Here is a 22376-nt window from a genome sequence, read left to right on the forward strand (position 1 = left end):
GGGACCCGGGATCCGCCCCGACCGTCCCCCGTCGCGTCCGCATCTCGCGTCGCCCCCGCCGTAACCGCCCCCACAATCCGCCGGCCCCCTGCCCCTGACGCGCCCGGAAACCGGGTGGAGGTCCCCGCTACGCCCTGCCTACAGTCGCGGGATGACCACACGTACCTTTCGCATCACCGTTCGCGGCGCCTTCGACGGCCTCACGGAAGCCCAGCGCGCCGCCCTGCTCGCCGACGCCGCCGAACACGACGTCCTGCGCGCCGCGTTCACTCCCGAGGGGAACCTCACCTACGACATCGCCGCCCGGCCCGCGTTCGTCTTCCGGTTCTCCGCCACGGGCGAGAAGGAGGAGGACATCCTGGAGGCGACCGAGCGGGCCGAGGAAACGGCCACCTCGTGGCTGACCGAGCGCGGTTACGGCCACAAGCGCCTGCGGACCACCGCGGAGGACCTCTCCCTGGCCCCCCTGGGCAAACGACAGCGCCGGGCCGCGCGGGCGACGGGCTCCTGAACCGCGGCATAAACTTGAGCAGTCAAGGAGTCGGCAAGGGAAGGCGGACGCGATGAGCGAGGAAGCGCTGGACGCGGCGCTACGGCTGGTGCGGGCCCAGACGGCGCTGGTACGGCGCTTCGACGCGCGGCTCGGCGGGCTGCACGGCGTCAGCCTCGCCGACTTCACGTTGCTGCTCCGGCTGGCACAGGCACCCGGCGCCCGGATGCGCCGGGTCGACCTGGCCGACGCGCTGGGGCTGACGGCGTCCGGGGTCACGCGCGGGCTCGCTCCACTGGAGCGGATCGGGCTGGTGACCCGGGAGCCGGACGCCCGGGACGCGCGCGTGGCGTACGCGGCGCTCACCGCGACGGGCCGACGACGGCTGACGGAGATGCTGACCACGGCCCGGGAGACGGCCGCCGAGATCTTCAGCGTCCAGAACTGGCCGTCGACGGACCTCACCCGTCTCACCGACCTGCTGACCCGCCTGGGCGGCACGGGCCTGACGAACCGCTGACGCAGATCGCCCCGCCGCCTCCGAGGGCCCACACCGACGGGAAATCGAGCCCCGGCCCGCCACCGGCTCCCAGAGAGCACCCCCCAAGCCCGCCGGCCCCGACGGGCGTGTACGTACCGGAACACCAGTCGCCCGGCCCGGCGGGCGGCCGATCGGCGGCGACGGCCCCGTAGGACATCACTCCACCCGGCCGCGTACCCCTCGTGGGAGCGGGGCGACGGCCGGTGGTGCCACGGGGCCGTGCGCGTGCGTCAGGCTTCGGCGCCGCCCGGTGTCCAGCCCTGGCGGCGCAGTACCGCGGAGACGTCCGGTGCGCGGTAGTGCTCCCCCTTGAGCACCTTGCCGTCGGCGCGGCGGGCGATCTGTCCGTCCGGGCCGAGCTTGCTCATGTTGGCGCGGTGGATCTCGGCGATCACCTCGTCGAGGTCGATGCCGTGCACCAGGGCCGTGCCGTAGGCCACGTACACCACGTCGGCCAGCTCGTGCGCGAGCCGGTCCAGCGGGCCACGGACCGCGACCTCGGCGACCTCCGCCGCTTCCTCGGCGAGCAGTTCGCCCCGGTGCGCGGCCAGGCCCGGGTCCACCTCCGTCGGTGTGTCGCGGGCGTCGAGGCCGAAGGCGCGGTGGAACTCGTGGACGAGGCGGGCGGGCGAGGTACTCATACGGCGACTCTAACGGGCGGCACCGACAACGCCCCCCGGCCGCGAGAGCGGTGCCCGCGCCCCTGGTCAGGGCCGTGCCCCTGCTGGCAGGATCGCCGCATGTCCAAGAGGTTCCCCCGGGTCGGCAGGCGTACGGCGCTGCGAGCCGCGGCCGGCGGTGTCGTGGCCCTCGGGCTGCTGTTGTGGTGGCTGCTGCCGCTCGGTGAGAAGCCGCCGAGCGGCACGATCGTGTTCAGCACCGGTACGCCGCCGGGGGTGTACCAGGAGTACGGCGAGCGGCTGCGCACCGAGCTGGGCAAGGACATGCCGGGGCTGACGGTGAAACTGCTCAACAGCGCCGGTAGCCAGGAGAACGTGGAACGGGTGGCGACCGGGCGGGCGGACTTCACCATCGCGGCGGCCGACGCGGTGGCGGCGTACACGCTGCGGGGGGCCGAGGGCGCCGGGCGGCTGCGCGGGGTGGCGCGGCTGTATGACGACTATGTGCAGCTCATCGTGGCCCCGGACTCGGACATCAGCGAGGTGGGGGACCTGCGGCACAAGCGGGTGGCGATCGGACTGCCCCATTCGGGGGTGCGGCTGATAGCCGAGCGGGTGCTGCGGGCCGCCGGCATCGATCCGCGCAAGGACATCTCCCCGGCGGGGGACGGCATCGACACCGGACCGGCGCGGCTGCGGGAGGGGAAGATCGACGCCTTCTTCTGGTCCGGCGGGCTGCCCACGAAGGGACTGGCCCCGCTGGCGCAGAAGGGTGCCTTCCGGTTCGTGCCGATAGACGACGCCCTGGTCGCCCGGCTGCACGGCCAGGGCGAGGAGGCACGCTACTACCGGTCCACGAAGATCCCCGAGTCCGCCTACCCGAACGTGCAGCGGGGCGCCGAGGTGCCGACGATCGCGGTGTCCAACGTGCTGATGACCCGTACGGACGTCGATCCCCGGCTGACCGAGTGGGTGACCCGCACGGTCATCAAGAGCCGGGACGGGATCGGCGCCCACGTCCACTCCGCCCAGCTGGTCGATCTGCGCACCGCCATCTACACCGGCCCGCTGCCGCTCCAGGAGGGCGCCCGGCGCTATTACCGGTCGGTGAAGCCCTGACGGCGACCGGCGTGCGGTACGCCTAGCGGGCGCCCCCGCCGGACCCGGTGTTCCCCGGCTGCCGCGGCACCCGGACCGTGACCCGCAGCCCCCGCGGCTCGTGGTGGGCGAAGTCGACCGAGCCGCCGCCCGCCGCCAGCAGGGCGCGGGTGATGGACAGGCCCAGGCCCGAGCCCTTGACGTTCTGGTGCCGGCCGCTGCGCCAGAACCGGTCGCCCACGCGCGCGAGTTCCTCGTCGGTGAGGCCGGGTCCGGTGTCCGTGACGACGACCGTGGTGGTGTCGCCGTCGGCGGCGACGGCGACGGCGACCGTGCCGCCCTCCGGGGTGAACTTCACGGCGTTGTCGATCACCGCGTCCAGGGCACTGGACAGGGCGATCGGGTCGGCCCAGCCGGTGGTGGGCGGGCAGTCGCCGGTCAGCCGCACGCCCTTGGCCCGGGCGGCCGGTGCCCAGGCGGCCACCCGTTCCCCGGCCAGCGCGCCGATGTCGGTCAGTCCCAGGTCGGCCTCGGCGTGCTCGGCCAGCGCCAGGTCGAGCAGGTCGTCCAGGACCTGGGCGAGGCGCTTGCCCTCGGTGCGGACCGAGGCGATCTCCGGGTTGTCCTCGGGCAGTTCGAGGGCGAGCAGTTCGATGCGCAGCAGCAGCGCCGCGAGCGGGTTGCGCAACTGGTGCGAGGCGTCGGCGACGAAGGCGCGCTGCTGCTCCAGCACGGCCTCGACGTTGTCCGCCATCTCGTTGAACGACCGGGCCAGCCGTCTGAGTTCCGGCGGCCCGCCGGCGACCGCGACGCGGGACTTGAGCCGTCCGGTGGCGATGTCGTGCGTGGTGGCGTCCAGGACCCTGACCGGCTTGAGCACCCAGCCGGTCAGCCGGAGAGCGGCGCCGACGGCGAGCAGCATGGCGGCGATCTCGCCGGCGCCGATGACCAGCCAGCCACGCAGGATCCGGTGGCGCAGTTGCCCGGTGGGCGAGTCGGTGACCACGACGGCGACGACGTCGCCGTCCCGGATCACCGGCGAGGCGACGACGAGCCGGCTGCGCTGCCAGGGCCACGCCTGCGGCGGGTCGTGGCTGCGCCGGCTGAGCAACGCCTCGTCGAACGCCCGGCGTACTTCACCCGTGCGCGGGACGGACCAGTCGTCGGGCGCGTTGGCCATCGCCTCAGTGCCGTTGCGGTAGAAGACGCCCGCGCGTATGCCGTAGACGCCGTAGTAGCTCTCGAGTTCGCTGCGCAGGCTCTCCAGGCGCTCGTCCGTGGTGGTACGGCGCGACCCGCCGGGCGCGTCGGTGACGAACTGGGCGAGCGCGGCGAACCGGGCCGCGTCGTCCATCCGGTCGACGACGACCCGTTGCTGCTGGGCGGCGGCCAGGCTGCCGGCGAGCGGGATGCCGAGCGCGAGCAGGACGGCCGCCAGCAGCACGATGAGCAGCGGAAGCAGGCGTGTGCGCACCCGTCCCCGCTAGGCGGCCGGGGCGACGAGCCGGTAGCCGACGCCGCGTACGGTCTCGATCAGCGCGGGCAGGCGCAGCTTGGCCCGCAAGGAGGCGACGTGCACCTCCAGGGTGCGGCCGGTGCCCTCCCAACTGGTCCGCCAGACCTCGCTGATGATCTGCTCCCGCCGGAAGACCACCCCGGGCCGTTGCGCGAGCAGGGCGAGCAGGTCGAACTCCTTGCGGGTCAGCGGGATCACCGTGCCGTCCACGCTGACCTGCCGGGTGGGCAGTTCGATGCGGACGGGGCCGAGCAGCAGGGCGGTCTCCCCACTGGCGCCGGGGTCCTCCTGGACGGTGCGCCGGCTGACGGCGTGGATGCGGGCGAGCAGTTCCCCGGTGTCGTACGGCTTGACCACGTAGTCGTCGGCGCCCAGGTTGAGGCCGTGGATCCGGGAGCGGACGTCGGCGCGGGCGGTGACCATGATCACCGGGGTGCTGGTGCGCTTGCGGATCTTGCCGCAGACCTCGTAGCCGTCCTGGTCGGGCAGGCCGAGATCGAGCAGGACGACACCGAAGCCGTTGCCCTCGGGGACGAGCGCCTGGAGGGCCTCCTCGCCGCTGCGCGCGTGGGTGACCTGGAAGCCGTGGCGCGCGAGCACGGCGGACAGGGCCGCGGCGACGTGGTTGTCGTCCTCGACGAGCAGCAGTCTCAACCCGGCCCCCTCCGGTTCAGCGGTCGTTCGGTCTCGGTTTCCGTCTGTCTTGTGGATCACGGGCACGCGTGCGTGCACCATGGCAGTGACGCCGATGGACCAGGACGGCGTCAAGGGGCTTCAGGTTGCCCGTCTCTTCCGTTATCCGGCCGATACGCGCGCGGCCCGCAAGTGCTACGACACGTGTCCGATTGCTACCGGATCGTGATGCTCAGATCTCCCTCAGATGTGATGACGCAGGTCACAGCCGCTCATTACTGTCCTCGGATACCCGAGGAGGACGGAGCCTGAGAGCGATGACCAAAGTAACGGTGGCCAAGGAAGACGTGGCCACGTCCGACGAACTGGTCGTCCTGAAGAGCGTCAACAAGCACTTCGGCGCGTTGCACGTGCTCCAGGACATCGACCTGACGATCGCCCGCGGCGAGGTCGTCGTGGTCATCGGGCCCTCCGGGTCCGGTAAGTCGACGCTGTGCCGCACCATCAACCGCCTGGAGACGATCGACTCGGGCACGATCACGATCGACGGCAAGCCGCTGCCCCACGAGGGCCGTGAACTGGCCCGGCTGCGGGCGGACGTCGGGATGGTGTTCCAGTCGTTCAACCTGTTCGCGCACAAGACCGTGCTCGAGAACGTGATGCTGGGTCAGGTCAAGGTCCGCAAGGCGGACAAGAAGCAGGCCGAGGAGAAGGCCCGGGCGCTGCTGGACCGGGTCGGCGTGGGCACCCAGGCCGACAAGTACCCCGCCCAGCTGTCCGGCGGTCAGCAGCAGCGGGTCGCGATCGCGCGGGCGCTGGCGATGGACCCGAAGGTCATGCTGTTCGACGAGCCGACCTCCGCACTCGACCCCGAGATGATCAACGAGGTCCTGGAGGTCATGCAGCAGCTCGCGCGCGAGGGCATGACGATGATCGTCGTCACGCACGAGATGGGCTTCGCGCGGTCGGCCGCGAACCGGGTCGTCTTCATGGCGGACGGGCGGATCGTTGAACAATCCTCGCCCGACCAGTTCTTCAGCAACCCGCGCAGCGACCGGGCCAAGGACTTCCTGTCCAAGATCCTGCACCACTGACCGGCACGGCTCCCGCCGCCCGCGCCCCAGGAACGCTTTCCTCACCACTCAGAAGGATGTTCACGATGAAGCTCCGCAAGGTCACCGCCGCCTCGGCCGTCCTCCTCGCCCTGTCCGTGACCGCCACCGCCTGCGGCGGCGACAAGGACGACAAGGGCTCCGGCGGTGGCAAGAAGATCACCATCGGCATCAAGTTCGACCAGCCGGGCATCGGTCAGAAGACGCCGCAGGGTTACTCGGGTCTCGACGTCGACGTGGCCACCTATGTCGCCAAGAAACTCGGTTACAAGGAGGACCAGATCGAGTGGCGGGAGTCGAAGAGCGCCGACCGCGAGACCATGCTCCAGCGCGGTGACGTCGACTTCATCGCCGCCTCCTACTCGATCACCCCGGAGCGCCAGAAGCTGGTCGACTTCGCCGGCCCGTACCTGCTGGCCCACCAGGACGTGCTGGTCCGCGCGGACGACACCTCCATCAAGTCGGCGGCGGACCTGAACAAGGCGCGGCTGTGCTCGGTCACCGGCTCCACCTCGGCGCAGAACGTCAAGGAGAAGCTGGCCCCCAAGGCGCAGCTCCAGAAGTACCCGACGTACTCCGCCTGTCTGACCGGTCTGCAGAACAAGGCGATCGACGCCCTGACCACGGACGACTCGATCCTCGCCGGTTACGCCTCGCAGTCCCAGTTCAAGGGCAAGTTCAAGCTGGGCGGCCTGAAGATGACGAACGAGAACTACGGCATCGGCGTCAAGAAGGGCAGCGACCTCAAGGACAAGATCAACAAGGCCCTCGAGTCGATGGTCTCCGACGGTTCCTGGCAGCAGGCCGTGGACAAGAACCTCGGTCCGGCCGGCTACAAGAACGAGCCCGCCCCGAAGATCGGCGACATCAAGAGCTGAGGCAACGCCCGGCGGGTGCGCCGTCCGTGAGGGCGGCGCACCCGGGCATCCCTACACGCGGAAGCGCGGGAGAACGTGTTCGACTTTCTTGACGACTACGACGTACTGGGCGCCTTCTGGACGACGGTGCAGCTGACCGTGCTGTCCGCCGTGGGCTCCCTGATCTGGGGCACCCTGCTGGCCGCCATGCGGGTGGGCCCGGTGCCGTTGATGCGCGGCTTCGGCACCGTCTACGTGAACACCGTGCGGAACATCCCGCTCACGGTGATCATCCTGTTCTCCTCGCTCGGCCTGCACGACACCCTGGGCATCAGCCTGGGTGCCGGCGACATCATCGACACGGCCAACTTCCGGCTGGCCGTCCTCGGACTGATCGTCTACACGTCGGCCTTCGTGTGCGAGGCCATCCGGTCCGGCATCAACACGGTGCCGGTCGGCCAGGCGGAGGCCGCGCGCGCCATCGGTCTGAGCTTCAGCCAGGTGCTGTTCCTGGTGGTGCTGCCGCAGGCGTTCCGGGCGGCCGTCGGCCCGCTGACCAACGTGCTGATCGCGCTGACGAAGAACACGACGGTGGCGGCGGCGATCGGCGTCGCCGAGGCGGCACTGCTGATGAAGGACATGGTCGAGAAGGAGGCGCAGTTGCTGCTGATCTCCGCGATCATCGCCTTCGGCTTCTGCTGCCTGACCCTGCCGACCGGCCTGATCCTCGGCTGGGTGGGCAAGAAGGTGGCGGTGAAGCGATGACTTCGGTCCTGTACGACGCCCAGGGGCCGCGCGCCAAGCGGCGCAACATCCTCTACACGGTGGTCTTCCTCGCCGCACTCGCGGCCCTCGTCTGGTGGGTGTACAGCTCCCTGGACGAGAAGAACCAGCTGGACTGGGCGCTGTGGAAGCCCTATCTCGGCGGCGGTACCGAGGCGTACTCGACGTACATATGGCCCGGCCTGCAGAACACGCTGGAAGCGGCGGCGCTGTCGATGCTCATCGCGCTGCCCCTGGGCGCCGTCCTCGGCATAGCGCGGCTGTCGGACCACGTGTGGGTGCGGGTACCGGCGGCGGTCGTCGTGGAGTTCTTCCGCGCGATCCCCGTCCTGGTCCTGATGATCTTCGGTCAGGCGCTGTTCTCCCAGTACACCGACGTGAGCTCGGACGACCGTCCGTTCTACGCGGTCGTCACCGGTCTGGTGCTGTACAACGCGTCCGTCCTGGCCGAGATCGTCCGCGCGGGCATCCTCTCGCTGCCGAAGGGCCAGTCCGAGGCGGCCATGGCGATCGGTCTGCGCAAGGGACAGGTGATGCGGGTCATCCTGCTGCCGCAGGCGGTCACCGCGATGCTCCCCGCGATCGTCAGCCAGCTGGTGGTCATCGTGAAGGACACCGCGCTCGGCGGCGCCGTCCTCACTTTCCCCGAACTGCTCGCCGCGGCGAACACGATGAGCGGCTACTACGGCGCCAACACCATCGCCTCCTTCACGATCGTCGCCGTGATCTACCTGATCATCAACTTCTCGCTGACCACCTTCGCGAGCTGGCTGGAGGGCCGGCTGCGGCGGCGCAAGAAGTCGACCGGCGCGATGCTGAGCGTCGACGACATGGCCGGCATCCCGGGTCACGCGGGCACCGGAACCTCGGCCTGACGGCGAGTCAGACCCGAATGCACCACCCGGGGGCAGTGGCTTGATCGCCACTGCCCCCGGTCGCTTGACGCGAACTCTGCCAATGGGTTGCATACGTTTTGTGATCGTGCACCCCGCTCCTCCTTCCTGTTCACTTGTCTCCGTCAGGGCATCGTCACGAGCAGGGGGTGCCGCGTCATGGACCCGGTGATCATCGTCGGAGCGGGGCCCGTCGGACTCACGCTGGCCCTGCTGCTGGCCCGTCAGAACGTGCCCGTCGTCGTCCTCGACGAGAGTTCCGGCAAGGACGAACCCCGCCCGGCGCGCACCGTCGTCCTGCGCGAGGACACGGCCGCCCTGCTGGAACGGCTCACCGGGGCGGCGCTCGGCGAGCACGGTGTGCGCTGGGCCGGATGGCGGTCCGTCCGGCGCAAGCAGGTGATGACCGAGATCGCCTTCGCCGAGGGCGACCCCGCCGCCCCGCTGCACATCGCCCAGCACATCCTGACCGACGCCCTGCGCGCGGCCCTCGCCCGCGAGCCGCTGGCCGAGGTGGCCACCGACAGCCGCCTGGACGCCCTGGAGCAGGAGCGGTCCGGCGTCAACGCGCACACCCGCGGATCGAAGGCGACCTGGCGACGCGGCAGTTACCTGGTCGGCTGCGACGGCCCCCGCTCGACCGTGCGCAAGCTCCAGGACATCCGTTTCCCGGGCCGTACGGCGGTGGAACGGCACGCGGTCGCCACACTGCGGACCGAACTTCCGTGGGAGGGCCAGGCGTTGCTCCATCGGATGCCGCCGTGGCGGTCGTCCGGGCCCTCGGCCGGGGAGGTGACCGCCCGCCCCCTCCCGGACGGCGCCTGGCGCCTGGACTGGCTGCTGCCGCCGGGGAAGGACCTGGTCACGCCCGAGCTCCTGCTGACCCGCATCCGCGAGACCCTCACGGGCTGGACGGGCAGTGACGCACCGGCGTACGACCTGCTCGACACCGGTGTCCACACGGTGCACCACCGGCTGGCCCGCCGCTGGCGCGCCGGCCGGGTCTTCCTCGCCGGGGACGCGGCCCATCTGCTCGGCGCGTTCGGCACCCAGGGGCTCGACGAGGGCCTGAGGGACGCCGAGAACCTCGCCTGGAAACTGGCCGCGGCCTGGCACCACGGCCCGCACGAGGCCCTGCTGGACAGCTACCAGACCGAGCGGCGCGCGGTGATCGCCGCCCGGCTGCGCGCCGCCGACCAGGCGCTGCCGGTGCTGCGCGGCGGCGGGCTGCGCGGCATGGTCCCGGGCGCGGCGCGCGGGCACGACGCGCAGTTCACCGACGGCCACCTGGGGCGCGGAGCGCTGGGCTCGCCCGGCACGTACGCCGGCTCACCGCTCACGCCCCCGCGCCTGGAGGCGGGGATCGCCGTCGGCACCCCGCCCGGCGCCCAGGTGACCGACGTCCGGGTCACGGCGGAGGACGGCTCTTTCGTCCGGCTGCGGGACCGGCTCGGCCGGGGCGCGCTGCTGGTCGTGCTGATCGCTCCCGGCACGGGGGTGTGGGACCGCAAGCACTGGGTGTCCGCCGGGGTGATGCCCCGGCTCGCGGCGGCCGTGACCGCGCTGCCGCACCCCGCCGAGCTGCTGGTCGCCGAGAGCTACCCGGGCGCGCCGGCGCACAGCGTGCTGCTGGTACGCCCCGACGGCCACCTGGTCGCCGCGCTGAGCGGGGTCCGCCCGGCCGACCTGTACACGGCGGCGGAGGCCACGCTGGGCGGTCCGGCCCGGAAGGCGGAGCCGGTGGCGGAGGAGGAGCCGGACGCGGAACGGCTGAGCGAACAGACGGAAACGGCGGAAGCGGGCTCGGGACGGCGCTGAGCGGCGTCCGCGCGGGGCGGGTCGGAGAAGCCGGGCTCCGGACTTGGCGGGGCGACTGGGGAGAGGCCCGGCTCCGGCCTTGGCGAGGCGACTGGGGAGAGGCCCGGCTCCGGCCTTGGCGAGGCGGCTGGGGAGAGGCCCGGCTCCGGCCTTGGCGAGGCGGCTGGGGAGAAGCCCGGCTCCGGCCTTGGCGAGGCGGCTGGGGAGAAGCCCGGCTCCGGCCTTGGCGAGGCGACTGGGGAGAAGCCCGCCTCCGGCCTTGGCGAGGCGACTGGGGAGAGGCCCGCCTCCGGCCTTGGGCGGTGGCTCCGCGCCGGGCGCTCCGGGGGAGGGCGGGCGTCCTCGCTCCGAAGGTGTGCGCACCGGGCCCGCGCCCGGCACGAGCGAAGGTGGCCGATCCGCGAACCAAGGCGCCCGATCCCTGGAACGCGCCGGGCGCCGCCTGGCAGGCATGCGCCCCCGGCCTGCGCCGATTCCGCGCCCCGCCCTCCGTCCACGGGATGACACCCGGTTGACCGGGATGTGCCGGCATGCTGTACTCCCGATCGTGACCGACACCTACGTGCGCCTGTGGCGGAGGGTCCACATGGACCTCGTCCGCTACGCGGGCTGCGTGTGTCGCCCGTCCTGCTGAATTCGCCTCCCTTTCCTCACCGGGCGCCGTCGCGCGCCCGTCTCCGCGAACTTCCAGGACGGTATCCGTGTCTGTCCCCTCTTCCCTGCCCTCCGCCGTGTCCGCCGTCGCCGCACCCACGCAGGCGGACCTCCTCGACTTCGTCCGGCGTACGGCGGCCGACACCGAGCTGATCGCCTCCCTCCCCCTCGACCCGGAGGGCCGCACCTGGGTGCGGCTGGACGGTCCCGGCGGCAGCGAGGCCTGGCTGATCGGCTGGCCGCCCGGCACCGGCACCGGCTGGCACGACCACGCCGACTCGGTCGGCGCCTTCCTCACCGCCTCGGGCGAGCTGACGGAGAACTCCCTCGCCGCCCGGCTGCCCACCGACGGCTGGAAGACCCTGGAGCTCACGGACGGCGTGGACCGCGTACGCCGGCTGTCCGCCGGACAGGGCCGCGCCTTCGGCCGCCACCACGTGCACGAGGTGCTCAACGAGTCCACTGAGCGACACGCGATCTCGGTCCACGCCTACTACCCGCCGCTCCCGCACATCCGTCGTTACAGTCGCACCGGCCAGGTCCTGCGCCTGGAGCAGGTCGAACGCCCGGAGGACTGGCAGTGAGCGACACGACGGCGACCGAGGGAACCGGCGGACGGCCGCCCGGCATCGACGAGGTGCTGGAGCGGGTCCGTGCGGGCTACCAGCGCATCGAGGCACAGGAGGCGCACAAGGCGGCTCTCACCGGTGACGCGCTGCTGGTCGACATCCGGTACGCGGCCCTGCGCGAACGGGACGGGCTCATCCCCGGTGCCGTCGTGGTCGAGCGCAACGAGCTGGAGTGGCGCCTCGACCCCCAGGGCAGCCACCGCCTCCCGGAGGCCACCGGACACGACCTGCGCGTCGTGGTGGTCTGCAACGAGGGCTACGCCTCCAGCCTCGCCGCCGCCTCCCTCCACCAGCTGGGCCTGCACCGGGCGACGGACCTGGTGGGCGGCTTCCAGGCGTGGCGGGCGGAGGGTCTGCCGGTGGAGCCGGCGCCGGCCTGAGGACTACGGCAGGCCCGAAGGGCAGCGCCGGCCTGAGGACAACGGCAGGCCCCGAGGGGCAGCGGTACGGGCCGCGGTCGCCGGTGTCACTCCTTGGCCGTGGCGACCGTCACCGCCCGCACCCGCAGCGCCGCGCGTCCCGGCACGGCGCCGGCGAGCAGCGCGAGGAGGCCGGCGAACCCGACGACGCCGACGTACAGCAGCGGGGTGACGGTGGGCGCGGCCCGGCCCGTCATCCCGACGCTGAACGCGGTGAGCACGGCGAGGGCGATACCGCTGCCGAGGGAGGTGGCGAGGAAGACCACGGTCAGGGTCTCCGTGCGCAGCATGCGCAGGACCTGCCGCCGGGTCGCGCCGGCGAGGCGGAGCAGCGCGAACTCCCGGACCCGCTCGGCGACCGAGACAGCGAGCGTATTGCCGACGGCGATGGCGGTGAAGGCCAGCACCAGCCCCATGGCGAGGTAATTGACCTCGGCGTTCGTCTGTTGCCGGTCGGCCTGGAGGGCATCGGCGGCGGCCGGCGAAAGAATCCGCACCCCCGGGAACTCACGGAGGGTGGTCGAGAGTTCTCCCTGTGTGCGGCCGGTGCGGACGAGGACGGAGGAGGCGAGCGGGTTGTCGACGTGGTGGGCCACGAGGTCGTGGTCGAAGGTGAGGTCGCCGAAGCCGAGCCCCTTGGCGTAGACGGCGGCGACGGTCAGCGTGGCGGGCGTGCCGTCGCCGAGCGTGACGTTCAGGACGCTTCCCGGCTTCAGGTGCTGCTGTTCCGCGGCCACCTCGCTGACGGCCACGGTCCCGGGGCCGAGCCGGCCGAGGGAGCCGGCGGTGACACCGGGGTCCCAGGTGCGGGCCAGGCCCGCCGGGGTGACGCCCTGCGCGGGGTACTTGTCCAGGCCGACGCGGACGGTCGTACGGACCACCTCGGTGACCGTGTCGTGCCGCGCGCGCAGCCGCTCGGCGGCCTCGCCGGGGACACCTGGCCCCTGCGCGGTGACGACCCAGTCGGCCCGGACACCCTCGCGGACCTGAGTGCGGGCGGCGTCCCCCAGCGTGGCCTGGACGAACAGGACGGTGCAGGTCATGCCGACGAGCAGGGTGAGGGGGGTGACGACGGAGGCCATGCGGGCGGCGTTGCCGCGCAGATTGGCGGTGGCCAGCCGGCCCCCGTGCCCGGTGAGCCGGAGCGGGCCGGCGAGCAGGAGCACGCCCCCTCTGACCAGGAGGGGACCGAGCAGGGCGACGGAGGTCGACAGCACGACGACGGCGAGGAAGGTCACGGGCGTCGAGGCGGGCTCGGTGCGCAGGGAGGCGAGGACGACGACGAGGACGGCCCCGCCGGCCAGGAGCAGCAGTCCGGCGGCGATCCGGCCGAGGGCGGGCCGGGTGCGCTCGGTCCTGGCTTCGGCCAGGGCTTCGGCCGGGCGGATCCGGGCGACCCTGTGGCCGGCGATCCGGGCCGCGGCCCAGGCGGCGAACAGGGTGGCGGCGAGAGCGACGAGCGGCGGGAAGACGCCGACGGTGCGCTCCAGCGTGTCGGGTACGGCGCCCAGGGCGACGAACCTGGAGTACAGCCAGTCGCCCAGCGGCAGCCCGAGCAGCGCGCCGGCCGTGCCCGCCACCGCGCCGACGATCAGCGCCTCCCGGCCGAGCAGCCCGCGGATCTGCCCGGAGGTGGCGGCGATGGCCCGCAGCAGGGCGAGTTCGCGGTGGCGCTGCTGGACGGTGAGCCCGAAGGTGCCGACGACCACGAGCACCGCGACCAGCAGCGAGGTCCCGCCCATCGCGCCGCCCATGCTGACCAGCCGGGTGCGGGCGGCGGCCGCGTCCAGGAACTCGACGGGCCCGCGGGCGTCACCGGTACGGACCTGGGCCGTGGTCCCGCGCACCGCCCGTGCCACGGACTGGCGCACCCGCTCGGGGTCCGCTCCCTCGGCCGGCAACACGCCGAACGCGGTGACCTGCCCGGGGTGGGCGGCCAGTCGTCGGGCCTCGGCCGCCGAGAAGAACAGGGAGGTCTGGTGGCGCACGGGGGTGGCCGGGGTGGCGATACCGGTGATCCGGTAGCTCCGGGGGGCCCGTGTGGACTGCACGGTGAGCCGGTCTCCGGGCCGGAGCCGGGCCCGTGCGGCGAGATCGGCGTCGATGACGAGGTCATCGGAGGCCGTGGGGGCGTGGCCCGCGCTCAGCCGGTACGGGGTGAGCGCGGCGGAGTCCCAGGCATGGCCGTACCCGCTACGACCGCCGGTGCCGGCCGGGGTCGACGGCTGGGCGAGGAAGGTGAGTTCGGGGACGACCCTGGCCACGCCGGGGGTCCGGGCGAGTGTGTCGCGCAGCTGCCCGGGAAGCCAGGCGCGCTCGGCGATGGGCTTCGCCTTGTGCTTGACCTTGGTCTTGCCGTGCTTGTGCTTGACGGTGGTCCGGTGCACACGCTGGTCGGCGGAGACCAACACGGGGGTCGCGGCATAGCGCTCGGTGCGGACGGTGCCGCGCAGGCCGGTGTCGAGGAGGGTGCCGCACGCGGTGATCAGGGCCGCCGCGCACATCAGGGCGAGGAAGGCGCCGAGGAAGCCGGCTTTCCGGGCCCGGACGGTCCGCAAGGCGTAACGCAGCATCATGGGGACGGGCTCTCTTCTCTTGTACGCGGGTACGCGTCGGTCGCTGAGCCGGCGCGCGTACAGAGTCGCCGGTAGGGGGGCGGGAGGGCACTGCGGCGGCCCGGCGTCTTGGCAGGGGGCACCCCACCCCCGCACACCGGGGGCTGACCCCACGCCGGCGCCGATCCCCGCGCCCGTTCGCACCCCACGGCCCGTGAGGCCCCCATGAAGGCCTGCCGGAAGCCCTCATCGGGAGTCCCCGCACTCTCGGAGGCGCGGAAAGTCCCCGCGGTCCGAAGGCCCAATGGCCCTCGTGTCCCCCGGACGACCAGGAGACGCGCGTTTCTCAGCGTCCCGCGACTCGTCCCCGCCTCTTCCCCGCCCTCTCCCCGCCGGTCAGAAGTCGCCGCCCCCGTCCCCGGGGAACTCGGTCTCCTCGCCCTCTTCCTCCAGTGCCTGGCGGACGACGCGGAGGGCCATGCCCTCGGGATAACCCTTGCGGGCGAGCATGCCCGCGAGCCGGCGGAGCCGCTTGTCGCGGTCCAGGCCACGGGTGGCACGCAGTTTGCGGGCGACGAGTTCCCGGGCGGTCGCTTCCTCCTGTTCGGAGTCGAGCTGGGCGACGGCGTCCTCGATCAGCGCCGAGTCGACGCCCTTGGTCCGCAGTTCCCGGGCGAGGGCGCGGCGGGCCAGTCCCCGGCCGTGGTGCCGGGACTCCACCCAGGCGTCCGCGAAGGCGCCGTCGTCGATGAGCCCGACCTCCTCGAACCGGTCCAGCACCTCCTGGGCGACCTCCTCGGGGATCTCCCGTTTGCGCAGGGCGTCCGCGAGCTGCTTGCGGGTGCGCGGGGTCCCGGTGAGCAGGCGCAGGCAGATCGCCCGGGCCCGCTCAGCCGGGTCCCCTGAAGACTCCCCCCGCTCGTCCCTCGCCGAGGAGGGGGCGCCTTCGTCCTCACCGGGCGCGTCCCCGAAACCGCGCCGCCGGCCGCGTCCACGGCGCTCGCCCCGCGCGCCGCCGGGTCTCCCGAGGCCGCGGCCGCGTGCTGAACCGCCCCCGTACGGCTCACCGCGCGCGCCGCCCGCCTCAGGACCACCGTCATCCCCGAGCGCGCCACCGTGTCCACCGGTGCCCCAGACATCGGGGCCGTAGGAGTCCGGGCCGTGGGCGCCGGGGCCGTCGTACTCCTGTCGCCCTCGGCGCCGCCCGCGTCCGCCCCTGTCGCCGTACTCGCCGTCCCGGTGTCCGTCGTCACCGTCCGGGGCGGAGTCCGGGTAGCCCCCGGTGCCCCTCCCCCGTGGGGCACCGGGGGTGGCGTACTCGTACTCGGCCCAGTCGGTTCGTCGTGTCACGGGTCAGCTCTTGGCTGCGGCGGCCTTGGGCTTGGTGGCCTTGGCGGCTGCCGGGGCGGGCACGGACTTGGCGGCGTCCGCGGCCGCCGCGGTGGTGACCGCCGCGTCGGCGCCCGGCTCGGCGGCGGGCTCCTCCGGCCGGACGCCCACGCCCAGCTTCTCCTTGATCTTCTTCTCGATCTCGTTGGCCAGGTCGGGGTTGTCCTTGAGGAAGTTGCGCGCGTTCTCCTTGCCCTGGCCGAGCTGGTCGCCCTCGTACGTGTACCAGGCGCCGGCCTTGCGCACGAAGCCGTGCTCCACGCCCATGTCGATCAGACCGCCCTCGCGGCTGATGCCCTGGCCGTAGAGGATGTCGAACTCGGCCTGCTTGAAGGGCGGCGCGACCTTGTTCTTGACGACCTTGCAGCGGGTGCGGTTGCCGACCGCCTCCGTGCCGTCCTTCAGGGTCTCGATGCGGCGGATGTCGATGCGCACCGAGGCGTAGAACTTCAGCGCCCGGCCACCGGTCGTGGTCTCGGGGGAGCCGAACATCACGCCGATCTTCTCGCGGAGCTGGTTGATGAAGATCGCGGTGGTCTTGGACTGGTTGAGCGCGCTGGTGATCTTCCGCAGCGCCTGGCTCATCAGGCGGGCCTGCAGACCGACGTGGCTGTCGCCCATCTCACCCTCGATCTCCGCGCGCGGCACGAGCGCGGCGACGGAGTCGATGACGATGAGGTCGAGGGCGCCGGAGCGGACGAGCATGTCCACGATCTCCAGGGCCTGCTCGCCGTTGTCCGGCTGGGAGAGGATCAGGTTGTCGATGTCGACGCCGAGCTTGCGCGCGTACTCGGGGTCGAGGGCGTGCTCGGCGTCCACGAAGGCGACCTGGCCGCCGGCCTTCTGCGCGTTCGCCACGGCGTGCAGGGTCAGGGTCGTCTTGCCGGAGGACTCCGGTCCGTAGATCTCCACGACCCGGCCGCGCGGCAGACCGCCCACGCCGAGGGCGACGTCGAGCGCGGTCGAGCCGGTCGGAATGACCTCGATGGGCTCCTTGGACCGCTCGCCCATGCGCATGACCGCGCCCTTGCCGAATTGCCGTTCAATCTGCGCGAGCGCGGCGTCGAGCGCCTTCTCGCGGTCGGTTCCTGCCATGGGTTCCACCCGGTTTGCTTGAGTCGATCGCTTCACGTCAAAGACGCTAACGCCTGCCACTGACAATGCGCCCCGACGCAGGCCCGGCCTGTGGATAACTGAGGGACATTTCCCGGTATGCCAGGGCAAATACCCCAGTCGGCAGCCTCGCCTGAGCCCCCATAAGAATGGATGTTCGATTTTTGTGTCAAGCGAGCTGGACCGCCCCGGGACCACGGTGCCCGAGCCGCAGCAGCACGCCGCCCGTCACTCCGGCCGCCAGGCCAGGGCACCGGACGACCACACCGGCGTCCAGTCCGCGGACGGCTCGCCGACGGGTACCGAGCCGGTGTCCGTACGGCTCAGCCCGCGCGCCATGAGCAGGACGGCGACCAGCAAGCCGGCCGCGGCGTCCGTCGGCAGCACGGACCCTGCCCATGGCAGACCTGCAACGCAGGCGTGCTCCAGTCTTCATGAACCCGGAGGGACGGGCGCCGTCGCGCCCGTGCGTCCCACGACGAGCGGGCGCGACGCCGGTCCGCGCGCGTCCTACGAACCTTCCCGCCCACCGGGGCGGCGGGCGGTGCGGGCGGCCCACAGTCGCCGCGCGCGCGTGAGCGCCCCGGGGCCGGACGGCGGCCTGCTGCGGTGCCCGTGCACCCGGGGGTCGTCCGTGACGGCGTACCGCTTCACGTACGCCCCGAGGAACGCCTGGAGGGTGGCCACCGCCGGGATGGCGATCAGCGCGCCGACGGCGCCCAGCAGCGCGGTGCCGGCGATGACCGAGCCGAAGGCGACCGCCGGGTGGATGTCGACGGTCTTGGCGGTCAGCTTGGGCTGGAGCACGTAGTTCTCGAACTGCTGGTAGATCACGACGAAGCCCAGCACCCACACCGCGTACCAGGGGTCGACGGTGAACGCGATCAGCATCGGCAGGGCACCCGCGAGGTAGGTCCCGATGGTGGGGATGAACTGGGAGACGAGGCCCACCCAGACCCCGAGCACGGGCGCGTACGGCACGCCCATGATCTCCAGCAGGATGTAGTGCGCGATCCCGGAGATGAGCGCCATGAGACCGCGCGAGTAGAGATAGCCGCCCGTCTTGTCGACGGCGATCTCCCAGGCGCGCAGCACCTCGGCCTGGCGCGCGGGCGGCAGGACGGAGCACAGGGCGCGGCGCAGCCGGGGACCGTCCGCGGCGAAGTAGAACGAGAACAGGCCGACCGTCAGCAATTGGAAGAGGCCGCCGAGCACCTGGGTGGACACGTCGAGCACGCCGGCCGCGCTGTTCTGCACGTACTTGCGCAGCCAGTCGGAGTGGAGGAGGCCCTCCTGGATGTCCACCCGTCTCAGCTCGGTGTGGAAGGTGTGGTTGGTCCAGTTGATCAGCGAGTCAAGGTACTCGGGAAAGCCCTCGATCATCTTGATGATCTGGCCGGCCAGCATGGAGCCGAGCAGGGTGACGAACCCGGCTATGACGATGGTCAGCCCGAAGAAGACCAGGAAGGTGGCGAGCCCCCTGCGCATGCCACGGGCCGCCATCCGGCTCACCGCCGGCTCGACCGCGAGGGCCAGGAAGAACGCGATCAATACGTTGATCAACAGTCCGGTCAGCTGGTGGAAGGCCCAGCTGCCCAGCTGGAACGCGGCGATCAGCGCGAGGGCGAGCACCATGGCGCGCGGCAGCCAGCGCGGCATCCGGCCGGCCGGCGCCGCGGCGCCGGCGAGCGGGGGCCGGCCGGGCGGGGTCGTCGCGGCCGGTGCTGCCTGCCGGACGGTCGCCTCGCCGTTCTCGGCAGTGGGTGCCAGGGGTTCCTCGTCAGTGGGTGCCACTCGCCCAGTCTCACCCACGCCACCGACAACCGGAGCCCGCGCGCGATCTTCGTGACGGATCGGAACCGTACTGTCGATTTCCTGACCGCCAATACCGGCATTTCCGGCGTTTCGGCAGGTGCTCCGCCCGGTGGCCCGGCCGTCAGCGCCTCTCGCCCGGCACGTCCATGACCGCGCAGACCACCCGCCACACGTCCTTGGCCGCCCAGCCGGCGTCCAGCGCCTCGTTCACCGTGCGTCCGCCCAGCTCGGACATGACGTGATCGCGCGCGAAGGTTTCGGCGTACCCCGGACCGAAGTGTTCCGCCATTCGCTGCCAGAAGACCGTCAACCGCATGACTCCAGTATCCCGCCCCCGGGGGTGGCCCTGGCCCTCAGCGCCTGCGGGGACCGCTTCGCGCCCTACGGTCTGACCCATGGCAGATTCAGGAGTCTCCCCGCTCCCCTCCACGCCCCCGGCGCGCTCCCCGCTCTTCCGCGCCGAACAGTTCGTGTGGCTCACCGCGCGCGTCCTGGAGCAGCGTCTGTTCGCGTACCACTTCCTGCACGGCTGCCCGGAGGCCGTGGAAGCGTCGCTGGACGCCTACCGCAACGAGGACGGCGGGTACGGGCACGCCCTGGAGCCCGATCTGCGCGGGCCCGTCAGCCAGCCCCTGCACACCGCGCGCGCCCTGGGCGTCCTGGACGCCATCGGGCGCTGCGGCGGGCAGCGGGTGGAGCGGGTGTGCCGCTATCTGACGTTCGTCTCCACCTCCGACGGCGCCCTGCCGGCGGTCCACCCCGGCCAGCGCGGCTATCCGGCGGCGCCGTTCGTCCCCGTCGTCGACGACCCTCCCAGCGAGCTGCTGACCACTGGTCCGGTGGTCGGGCTGCTGCACCGCAACGAGGTGTGGCACGCCTGGCTCTTCCGGGCCACGGACTACTGCTGGCAGACGGTGGAGACCCTGGAGAAGTCCCACCCCTACGAGGTGCGGGCGGCCGTGGCCTTCCTGGACTCCGCTCCCGACCGCCCGCGCGCGGAGGCCGCCGCCGACCGGCTGGGCCGCCTGGTGCGGGAGCAGCGCCTCGCGGCGCTGGACCCGGACCGTCTCGACGCGTTCCCGGTCGCCCCCGGCTACGCGCCGGGCGAGCACCACTTCCCGCACGATTTCGCCCGGAGCCCGGACTCGCTCGCGCGCGCGTGGTTCACGGACGACGAGATGGCCCGCTCCCTGGACCACCTGGCCGCCGCGCAGCAGGAGGACGGCGGCTGGCCCGTCACCTGGCGTCAGTGGGCCCCGGCGGCCACGCTGGAGGCGCGTCCCGTGGTGACGATCGAGGCCCTGGGCACCCTGCGGGCCTACGGTCGTTTCGTGGGCTGAGCCGCCGCCCGGGGCCCCTCCCCGCGCGGGCCGGTCCCGGCCGGCTCATCCGCCGATGGCCCGCAGTCCCGCCGTCACCACCACGGCCGCCGTCACGACCAGCAGGAACGGCGCGCGCAGCAGCAGTGCCACGGCCGCGGCCCCGAGCCCGGCGGCCCGGGCGTCGAGCAGCAGCGTGTGTCCGTCGGCGAACGTCTGCTGGGCCGTGAGCGCGGCGAGCAGGGCGACCGGCAGCAGGGCGGCCAGCCGCCGCACGTACGGCCGCTCGACGGCTTGCGCCGGGACGAGCAGTCCGGCGAGCTTGACGGCGTAACAGCCGACGGTGGTGCCGATGATCGCGATCCAGGTGTTCACCGGCCCTCCTCCGTGCCGTTCGTCCCGGCGTGGGCCTCCGGTGCGCGCCGGCCGTCCGGTCCCGGCGCACCGTCCGGTGTCCCACCGCCGGTACGACCGCCGCGCCGGGAGTCGGCGACCAGGGCGAGCGGCGCCGCCAGCGCCGCCACCAGCACCGGCACACCAGCCGGCAGCACGGGCAGCAGCCCGAGTCCCAGCAGCACGGCGAGGCCCGCGACGGCGCGCTCGGTGGCCGTCTTCAGCATCGGCGCGAGCAGGGCCAGGAAGACCGCCGGTCCCGCCGCGTCCAGGCCCCACGCGCGCGTGTCGCCGATCGCCTCGGCCCCCAGCGCGCCGAGCAGCGTGGTGAGGTTCCACAGCGCGTACAGGCTGAGCCCGGTCACCGTGAAGCCGATCCGCGCGGCTCGCCGGTTCGGCTGCGCCAGGGCCACCGCGGCGGTCTCGTCGATCACCCACTGGGCGGCCAGCGGCCGCACCGCGCGCGGGAGGGCGAGCAACTGCGACAGCCGCAGCCCGTAGAAGGCGTTGCGCACGCCAAGGAAGAAGGCGCCGGCCGCGGCCGTGAAGGGGTTGCCGCCGGCGGCCAGCGCCCCCACGAGGGCGAACTGCGAGGCACCGGTGAACACCAGGAGGCTGAGCGCGCAGGTCTGGAGCAGCCCGAGTCCGCTGCCGGCCGAGGTCACCCCGAAGGCGAATCCGGACAGGCCCACGGCGACGCCGACTCCCAGGGCGTCCCGTACGACGGCCGCGTCCGGCTTCTTCGCGCCTTCGGCTGTCTGATCCGTGAGTGCTATGTGCTGTGTCACGTCCGGGACGGTACGGACGACGGCCGGCCGGCGTCTTGTACGTTCTTGCGCGCGCCCCGCACCCGCGACCGCCCGCCCAGGTCCGCGTGTTCCCGCTGGTACGCGCCCGGCGGCACGCCGACGATCCGGGTGAAGTGCCGGTTGAGGTGGGGCTGGTCGGTGAAGCCGACGGCGACGGCCGCCTCGGCGGGGGCCGTCCCCGCGTCCAGCAGCAGCCGGGCGCGGCGCACGCGGGCGTCGGTCAGCCAGGTGTGCGGCGGCATGCCGTAGGCGTCACGGAACGCCCGCAGCAGGGCGAACGGGCTGGTCCCCAGGTCCCGGGCCAGCCGTTCCAGGGTCGGCGGCCGGGCCATCCGCTCCTCCAGCACGGCACGCGCGCGTGCCGCGATCAGCGCGCCGGCGGTACGGGCCCGCCGCTCGGGCAGCGGGCCGCCGTTCAACCGCAGCAGCCTGGTCACGGCCACCCTCAGGAGCGTGTCGGCGGCCAGCGCGTTGCCCTCGTCGGTGGCGCGCAGCACCTGGTGGACCAGCCGGGCGGCGCAGGGGTCGTCCAGGACGGGGCTGACGAATCCGGGCGTGCCCCGCAGGGTGGTGGTCTCGGCGGCGATCTCGGCGACCACGTCGGGCGAGGGGTACAGCGCGCCGTACCGCCAGCCCTCCGGCACCCCCGCGCGTCCGGTGTGCGGGGTGTCCGGGTTGACCAGCGCGAGCGCGCCCGCGCCCGCGGAGACGTCGGAACCGCGGTGGTGGAAGACCTCGACACCGTCCGCTATGGCCGCGATCACGAAGTTCTCGTGGGTGTGCCGGATGAAGTTCTTGCGGATGTACCGGGCCCGCAGCAGATCGACCCCGGGCAACTCCGCGTACCGCCAGTGCCGTGCCCGCTCGCCTGAACCCGCCATACGCCCATTGTCCCGCCAAGCCCGCGCCCCGGCTGCCCC

General features: G+C 72.7%; 24 protein-coding genes. 12 read left to right on the forward strand and 12 right to left on the reverse strand.

Annotation, left to right across the window (positions count from 1 at the left end):
* Positions 1-151 precede the first annotated feature (151 nt).
* Together AB0E62_RS22745 and AB0E62_RS22750 are read left to right on the forward strand one after the other, a co-directional pair.
* Entirely contained in the window at positions 152-511 is a 360-nt protein-coding gene (locus tag AB0E62_RS22745) for a DUF6204 family protein (protein WP_362196588.1), read from the forward strand.
* Between the two features lie 52 nt (positions 512-563).
* Positions 564-1010 (forward strand): MarR family transcriptional regulator, encoded by a 447-nt coding sequence (locus AB0E62_RS22750; protein ID WP_362196591.1) that lies wholly within the window; start codon positions 564-566, stop codon positions 1008-1010.
* Positions 1011-1261: 251 nt separating this feature from the next.
* Here the strand turns inward: AB0E62_RS22750 and AB0E62_RS22755 are convergent, their stop codons facing one another.
* On the reverse strand, positions 1262-1672 hold the full coding sequence (locus tag AB0E62_RS22755; RefSeq protein WP_362196594.1) for a MazG nucleotide pyrophosphohydrolase domain-containing protein: 411 nt from the start codon (positions 1670-1672) through the stop codon (positions 1262-1264).
* A gap of 99 nt (positions 1673-1771) precedes the next feature.
* Here AB0E62_RS22755 and AB0E62_RS22760 point away from each other — a divergent pair, with 99 nt between their 5' ends.
* Complete coding sequence (locus tag AB0E62_RS22760) at positions 1772-2770, forward strand: TAXI family TRAP transporter solute-binding subunit (protein ID WP_362196597.1); 999 nt, start codon at positions 1772-1774, stop codon at positions 2768-2770.
* A gap of 22 nt (positions 2771-2792) precedes the next feature.
* Here AB0E62_RS22760 and AB0E62_RS22765 read toward each other — a convergent pair whose 3' ends face one another.
* Both AB0E62_RS22765 and AB0E62_RS22770 read right to left on the reverse strand, forming a co-directional pair.
* Positions 2793-4223, reverse strand: a complete 1431-nt coding sequence (locus tag AB0E62_RS22765) for a HAMP domain-containing sensor histidine kinase (protein WP_362196600.1) — start codon at positions 4221-4223, stop codon at positions 2793-2795.
* A gap of 9 nt (positions 4224-4232) precedes the next feature.
* Positions 4233-4919 carry a response regulator transcription factor gene (locus AB0E62_RS22770; RefSeq protein ID WP_362196603.1) on the reverse strand — a complete coding sequence of 229 codons (687 nt, stop codon included), beginning with the start codon at positions 4917-4919 and terminating at the stop codon, positions 4233-4235.
* 296 nt (positions 4920-5215) lie between these two features.
* On the opposite strand from AB0E62_RS22770, the gene AB0E62_RS22775 reads away from it, so the two are divergent.
* From AB0E62_RS22775 to AB0E62_RS22810, 8 genes are all read left to right on the forward strand, one after another.
* Positions 5216-5992 (forward strand): amino acid ABC transporter ATP-binding protein, encoded by a 777-nt coding sequence (locus AB0E62_RS22775; RefSeq protein ID WP_362196606.1) that lies wholly within the window; start codon positions 5216-5218, stop codon positions 5990-5992.
* A 65-nt stretch (positions 5993-6057) separates the two neighbouring features.
* Positions 6058-6888, forward strand: coding sequence for a glutamate ABC transporter substrate-binding protein (locus AB0E62_RS22780; RefSeq protein WP_362196609.1), 831 nt, complete (start codon positions 6058-6060; stop codon positions 6886-6888).
* 75 nt (positions 6889-6963) lie between these two features.
* Positions 6964-7632 (forward strand): amino acid ABC transporter permease, encoded by a 669-nt coding sequence (locus tag AB0E62_RS22785; protein ID WP_362196611.1) that lies wholly within the window; start codon positions 6964-6966, stop codon positions 7630-7632.
* Positions 7629-8525, forward strand: coding sequence for an amino acid ABC transporter permease (locus AB0E62_RS22790; protein ID WP_362196614.1), 897 nt, complete (start codon positions 7629-7631; stop codon positions 8523-8525). The genes AB0E62_RS22785 and AB0E62_RS22790 overlap by 4 nt, the downstream gene beginning before the upstream one ends.
* Before the next feature lie 177 nt (positions 8526-8702).
* Complete coding sequence (locus AB0E62_RS22795; protein WP_362196617.1) at positions 8703-10361, forward strand: FAD-dependent monooxygenase; 1659 nt, start codon at positions 8703-8705, stop codon at positions 10359-10361.
* Between the two features lie 520 nt (positions 10362-10881).
* Positions 10882-10995 carry a putative leader peptide gene (locus AB0E62_RS22800; protein ID WP_362196620.1) on the forward strand — a complete coding sequence of 38 codons (114 nt, stop codon included), beginning with the start codon at positions 10882-10884 and terminating at the stop codon, positions 10993-10995.
* A gap of 67 nt (positions 10996-11062) precedes the next feature.
* Complete coding sequence (locus AB0E62_RS22805; protein ID WP_362196623.1) at positions 11063-11599, forward strand: cysteine dioxygenase; 537 nt, start codon at positions 11063-11065, stop codon at positions 11597-11599.
* Positions 11596-12024, forward strand: coding sequence for a rhodanese-like domain-containing protein (locus AB0E62_RS22810; RefSeq protein ID WP_362196626.1), 429 nt, complete (start codon positions 11596-11598; stop codon positions 12022-12024). Before AB0E62_RS22805 ends, AB0E62_RS22810 begins: the two co-directional genes overlap by 4 nt.
* A gap of 86 nt (positions 12025-12110) precedes the next feature.
* Here the strand turns inward: AB0E62_RS22810 and AB0E62_RS22815 are convergent, their stop codons facing one another.
* The 6 genes from AB0E62_RS22815 to AB0E62_RS22840 all read right to left on the reverse strand — a co-directional run bounded on the left by AB0E62_RS22815 (position 12111) and on the right by AB0E62_RS22840 (position 19251).
* The gene (locus tag AB0E62_RS22815; protein ID WP_362196629.1) at positions 12111-14639 is read right to left on the reverse strand and encodes an ABC transporter permease; all 2529 of its coding nucleotides are present in this window, start codon (positions 14637-14639) and stop codon (positions 12111-12113) included.
* 375 nt (positions 14640-15014) lie between these two features.
* On the reverse strand, positions 15015-15968 hold the full coding sequence (gene recX / locus AB0E62_RS22820; RefSeq protein ID WP_362196632.1) for a recombination regulator RecX: 954 nt from the start codon (positions 15966-15968) through the stop codon (positions 15015-15017).
* A gap of 3 nt (positions 15969-15971) precedes the next feature.
* The gene (gene recA, locus AB0E62_RS22825) at positions 15972-17102 is read right to left on the reverse strand and encodes a recombinase RecA (RefSeq protein ID WP_362196635.1); all 1131 of its coding nucleotides are present in this window, start codon (positions 17100-17102) and stop codon (positions 15972-15974) included.
* 246 nt (positions 17103-17348) lie between these two features.
* Positions 17349-17507: a hypothetical protein gene (locus AB0E62_RS22830; RefSeq protein WP_362196638.1), complete on the reverse strand. Its 159-nt coding sequence runs from the start codon at positions 17505-17507 to the stop codon at positions 17349-17351.
* Between the two features lie 123 nt (positions 17508-17630).
* Entirely contained in the window at positions 17631-18890 is a 1260-nt protein-coding gene (locus tag AB0E62_RS22835) for an AI-2E family transporter (RefSeq protein WP_362196704.1), read from the reverse strand.
* A gap of 166 nt (positions 18891-19056) precedes the next feature.
* Complete coding sequence (locus tag AB0E62_RS22840; protein ID WP_145487455.1) at positions 19057-19251, reverse strand: DUF3046 domain-containing protein; 195 nt, start codon at positions 19249-19251, stop codon at positions 19057-19059.
* Between the two features lie 79 nt (positions 19252-19330).
* Here AB0E62_RS22840 and AB0E62_RS22845 point away from each other — a divergent pair, with 79 nt between their 5' ends.
* On the forward strand, positions 19331-20275 hold the full coding sequence (locus AB0E62_RS22845) for a hypothetical protein (protein ID WP_362196641.1): 945 nt from the start codon (positions 19331-19333) through the stop codon (positions 20273-20275).
* 45 nt (positions 20276-20320) lie between these two features.
* On the opposite strand, the gene AB0E62_RS22850 is transcribed toward AB0E62_RS22845, so the two are convergent.
* From AB0E62_RS22850 to AB0E62_RS22860, 3 genes are read right to left on the reverse strand one after another with little or no spacing between them, the layout of a single operon-like run.
* On the reverse strand, positions 20321-20629 hold the full coding sequence (locus AB0E62_RS22850) for an AzlD domain-containing protein (protein ID WP_362196644.1): 309 nt from the start codon (positions 20627-20629) through the stop codon (positions 20321-20323).
* A complete protein-coding gene (locus AB0E62_RS22855) occupies positions 20626-21435 on the reverse strand; it encodes an AzlC family ABC transporter permease (RefSeq protein ID WP_362196647.1) in 810 nt (269 codons plus the stop codon). The genes AB0E62_RS22850 and AB0E62_RS22855 overlap by 4 nt, the downstream gene beginning before the upstream one ends.
* A complete protein-coding gene (locus AB0E62_RS22860; protein ID WP_362196650.1) occupies positions 21432-22337 on the reverse strand; it encodes an AraC family transcriptional regulator in 906 nt (301 codons plus the stop codon). Before AB0E62_RS22860 ends, AB0E62_RS22855 begins: the two co-directional genes overlap by 4 nt.
* Positions 22338-22376: the final 39 nt, after the last annotated feature.

Source organism: Streptomyces sp. NPDC038707 (assembly GCF_040636485.1).
Classification (GTDB): Bacteria; Actinomycetota; Actinomycetes; order Streptomycetales; family Streptomycetaceae; genus Streptomyces.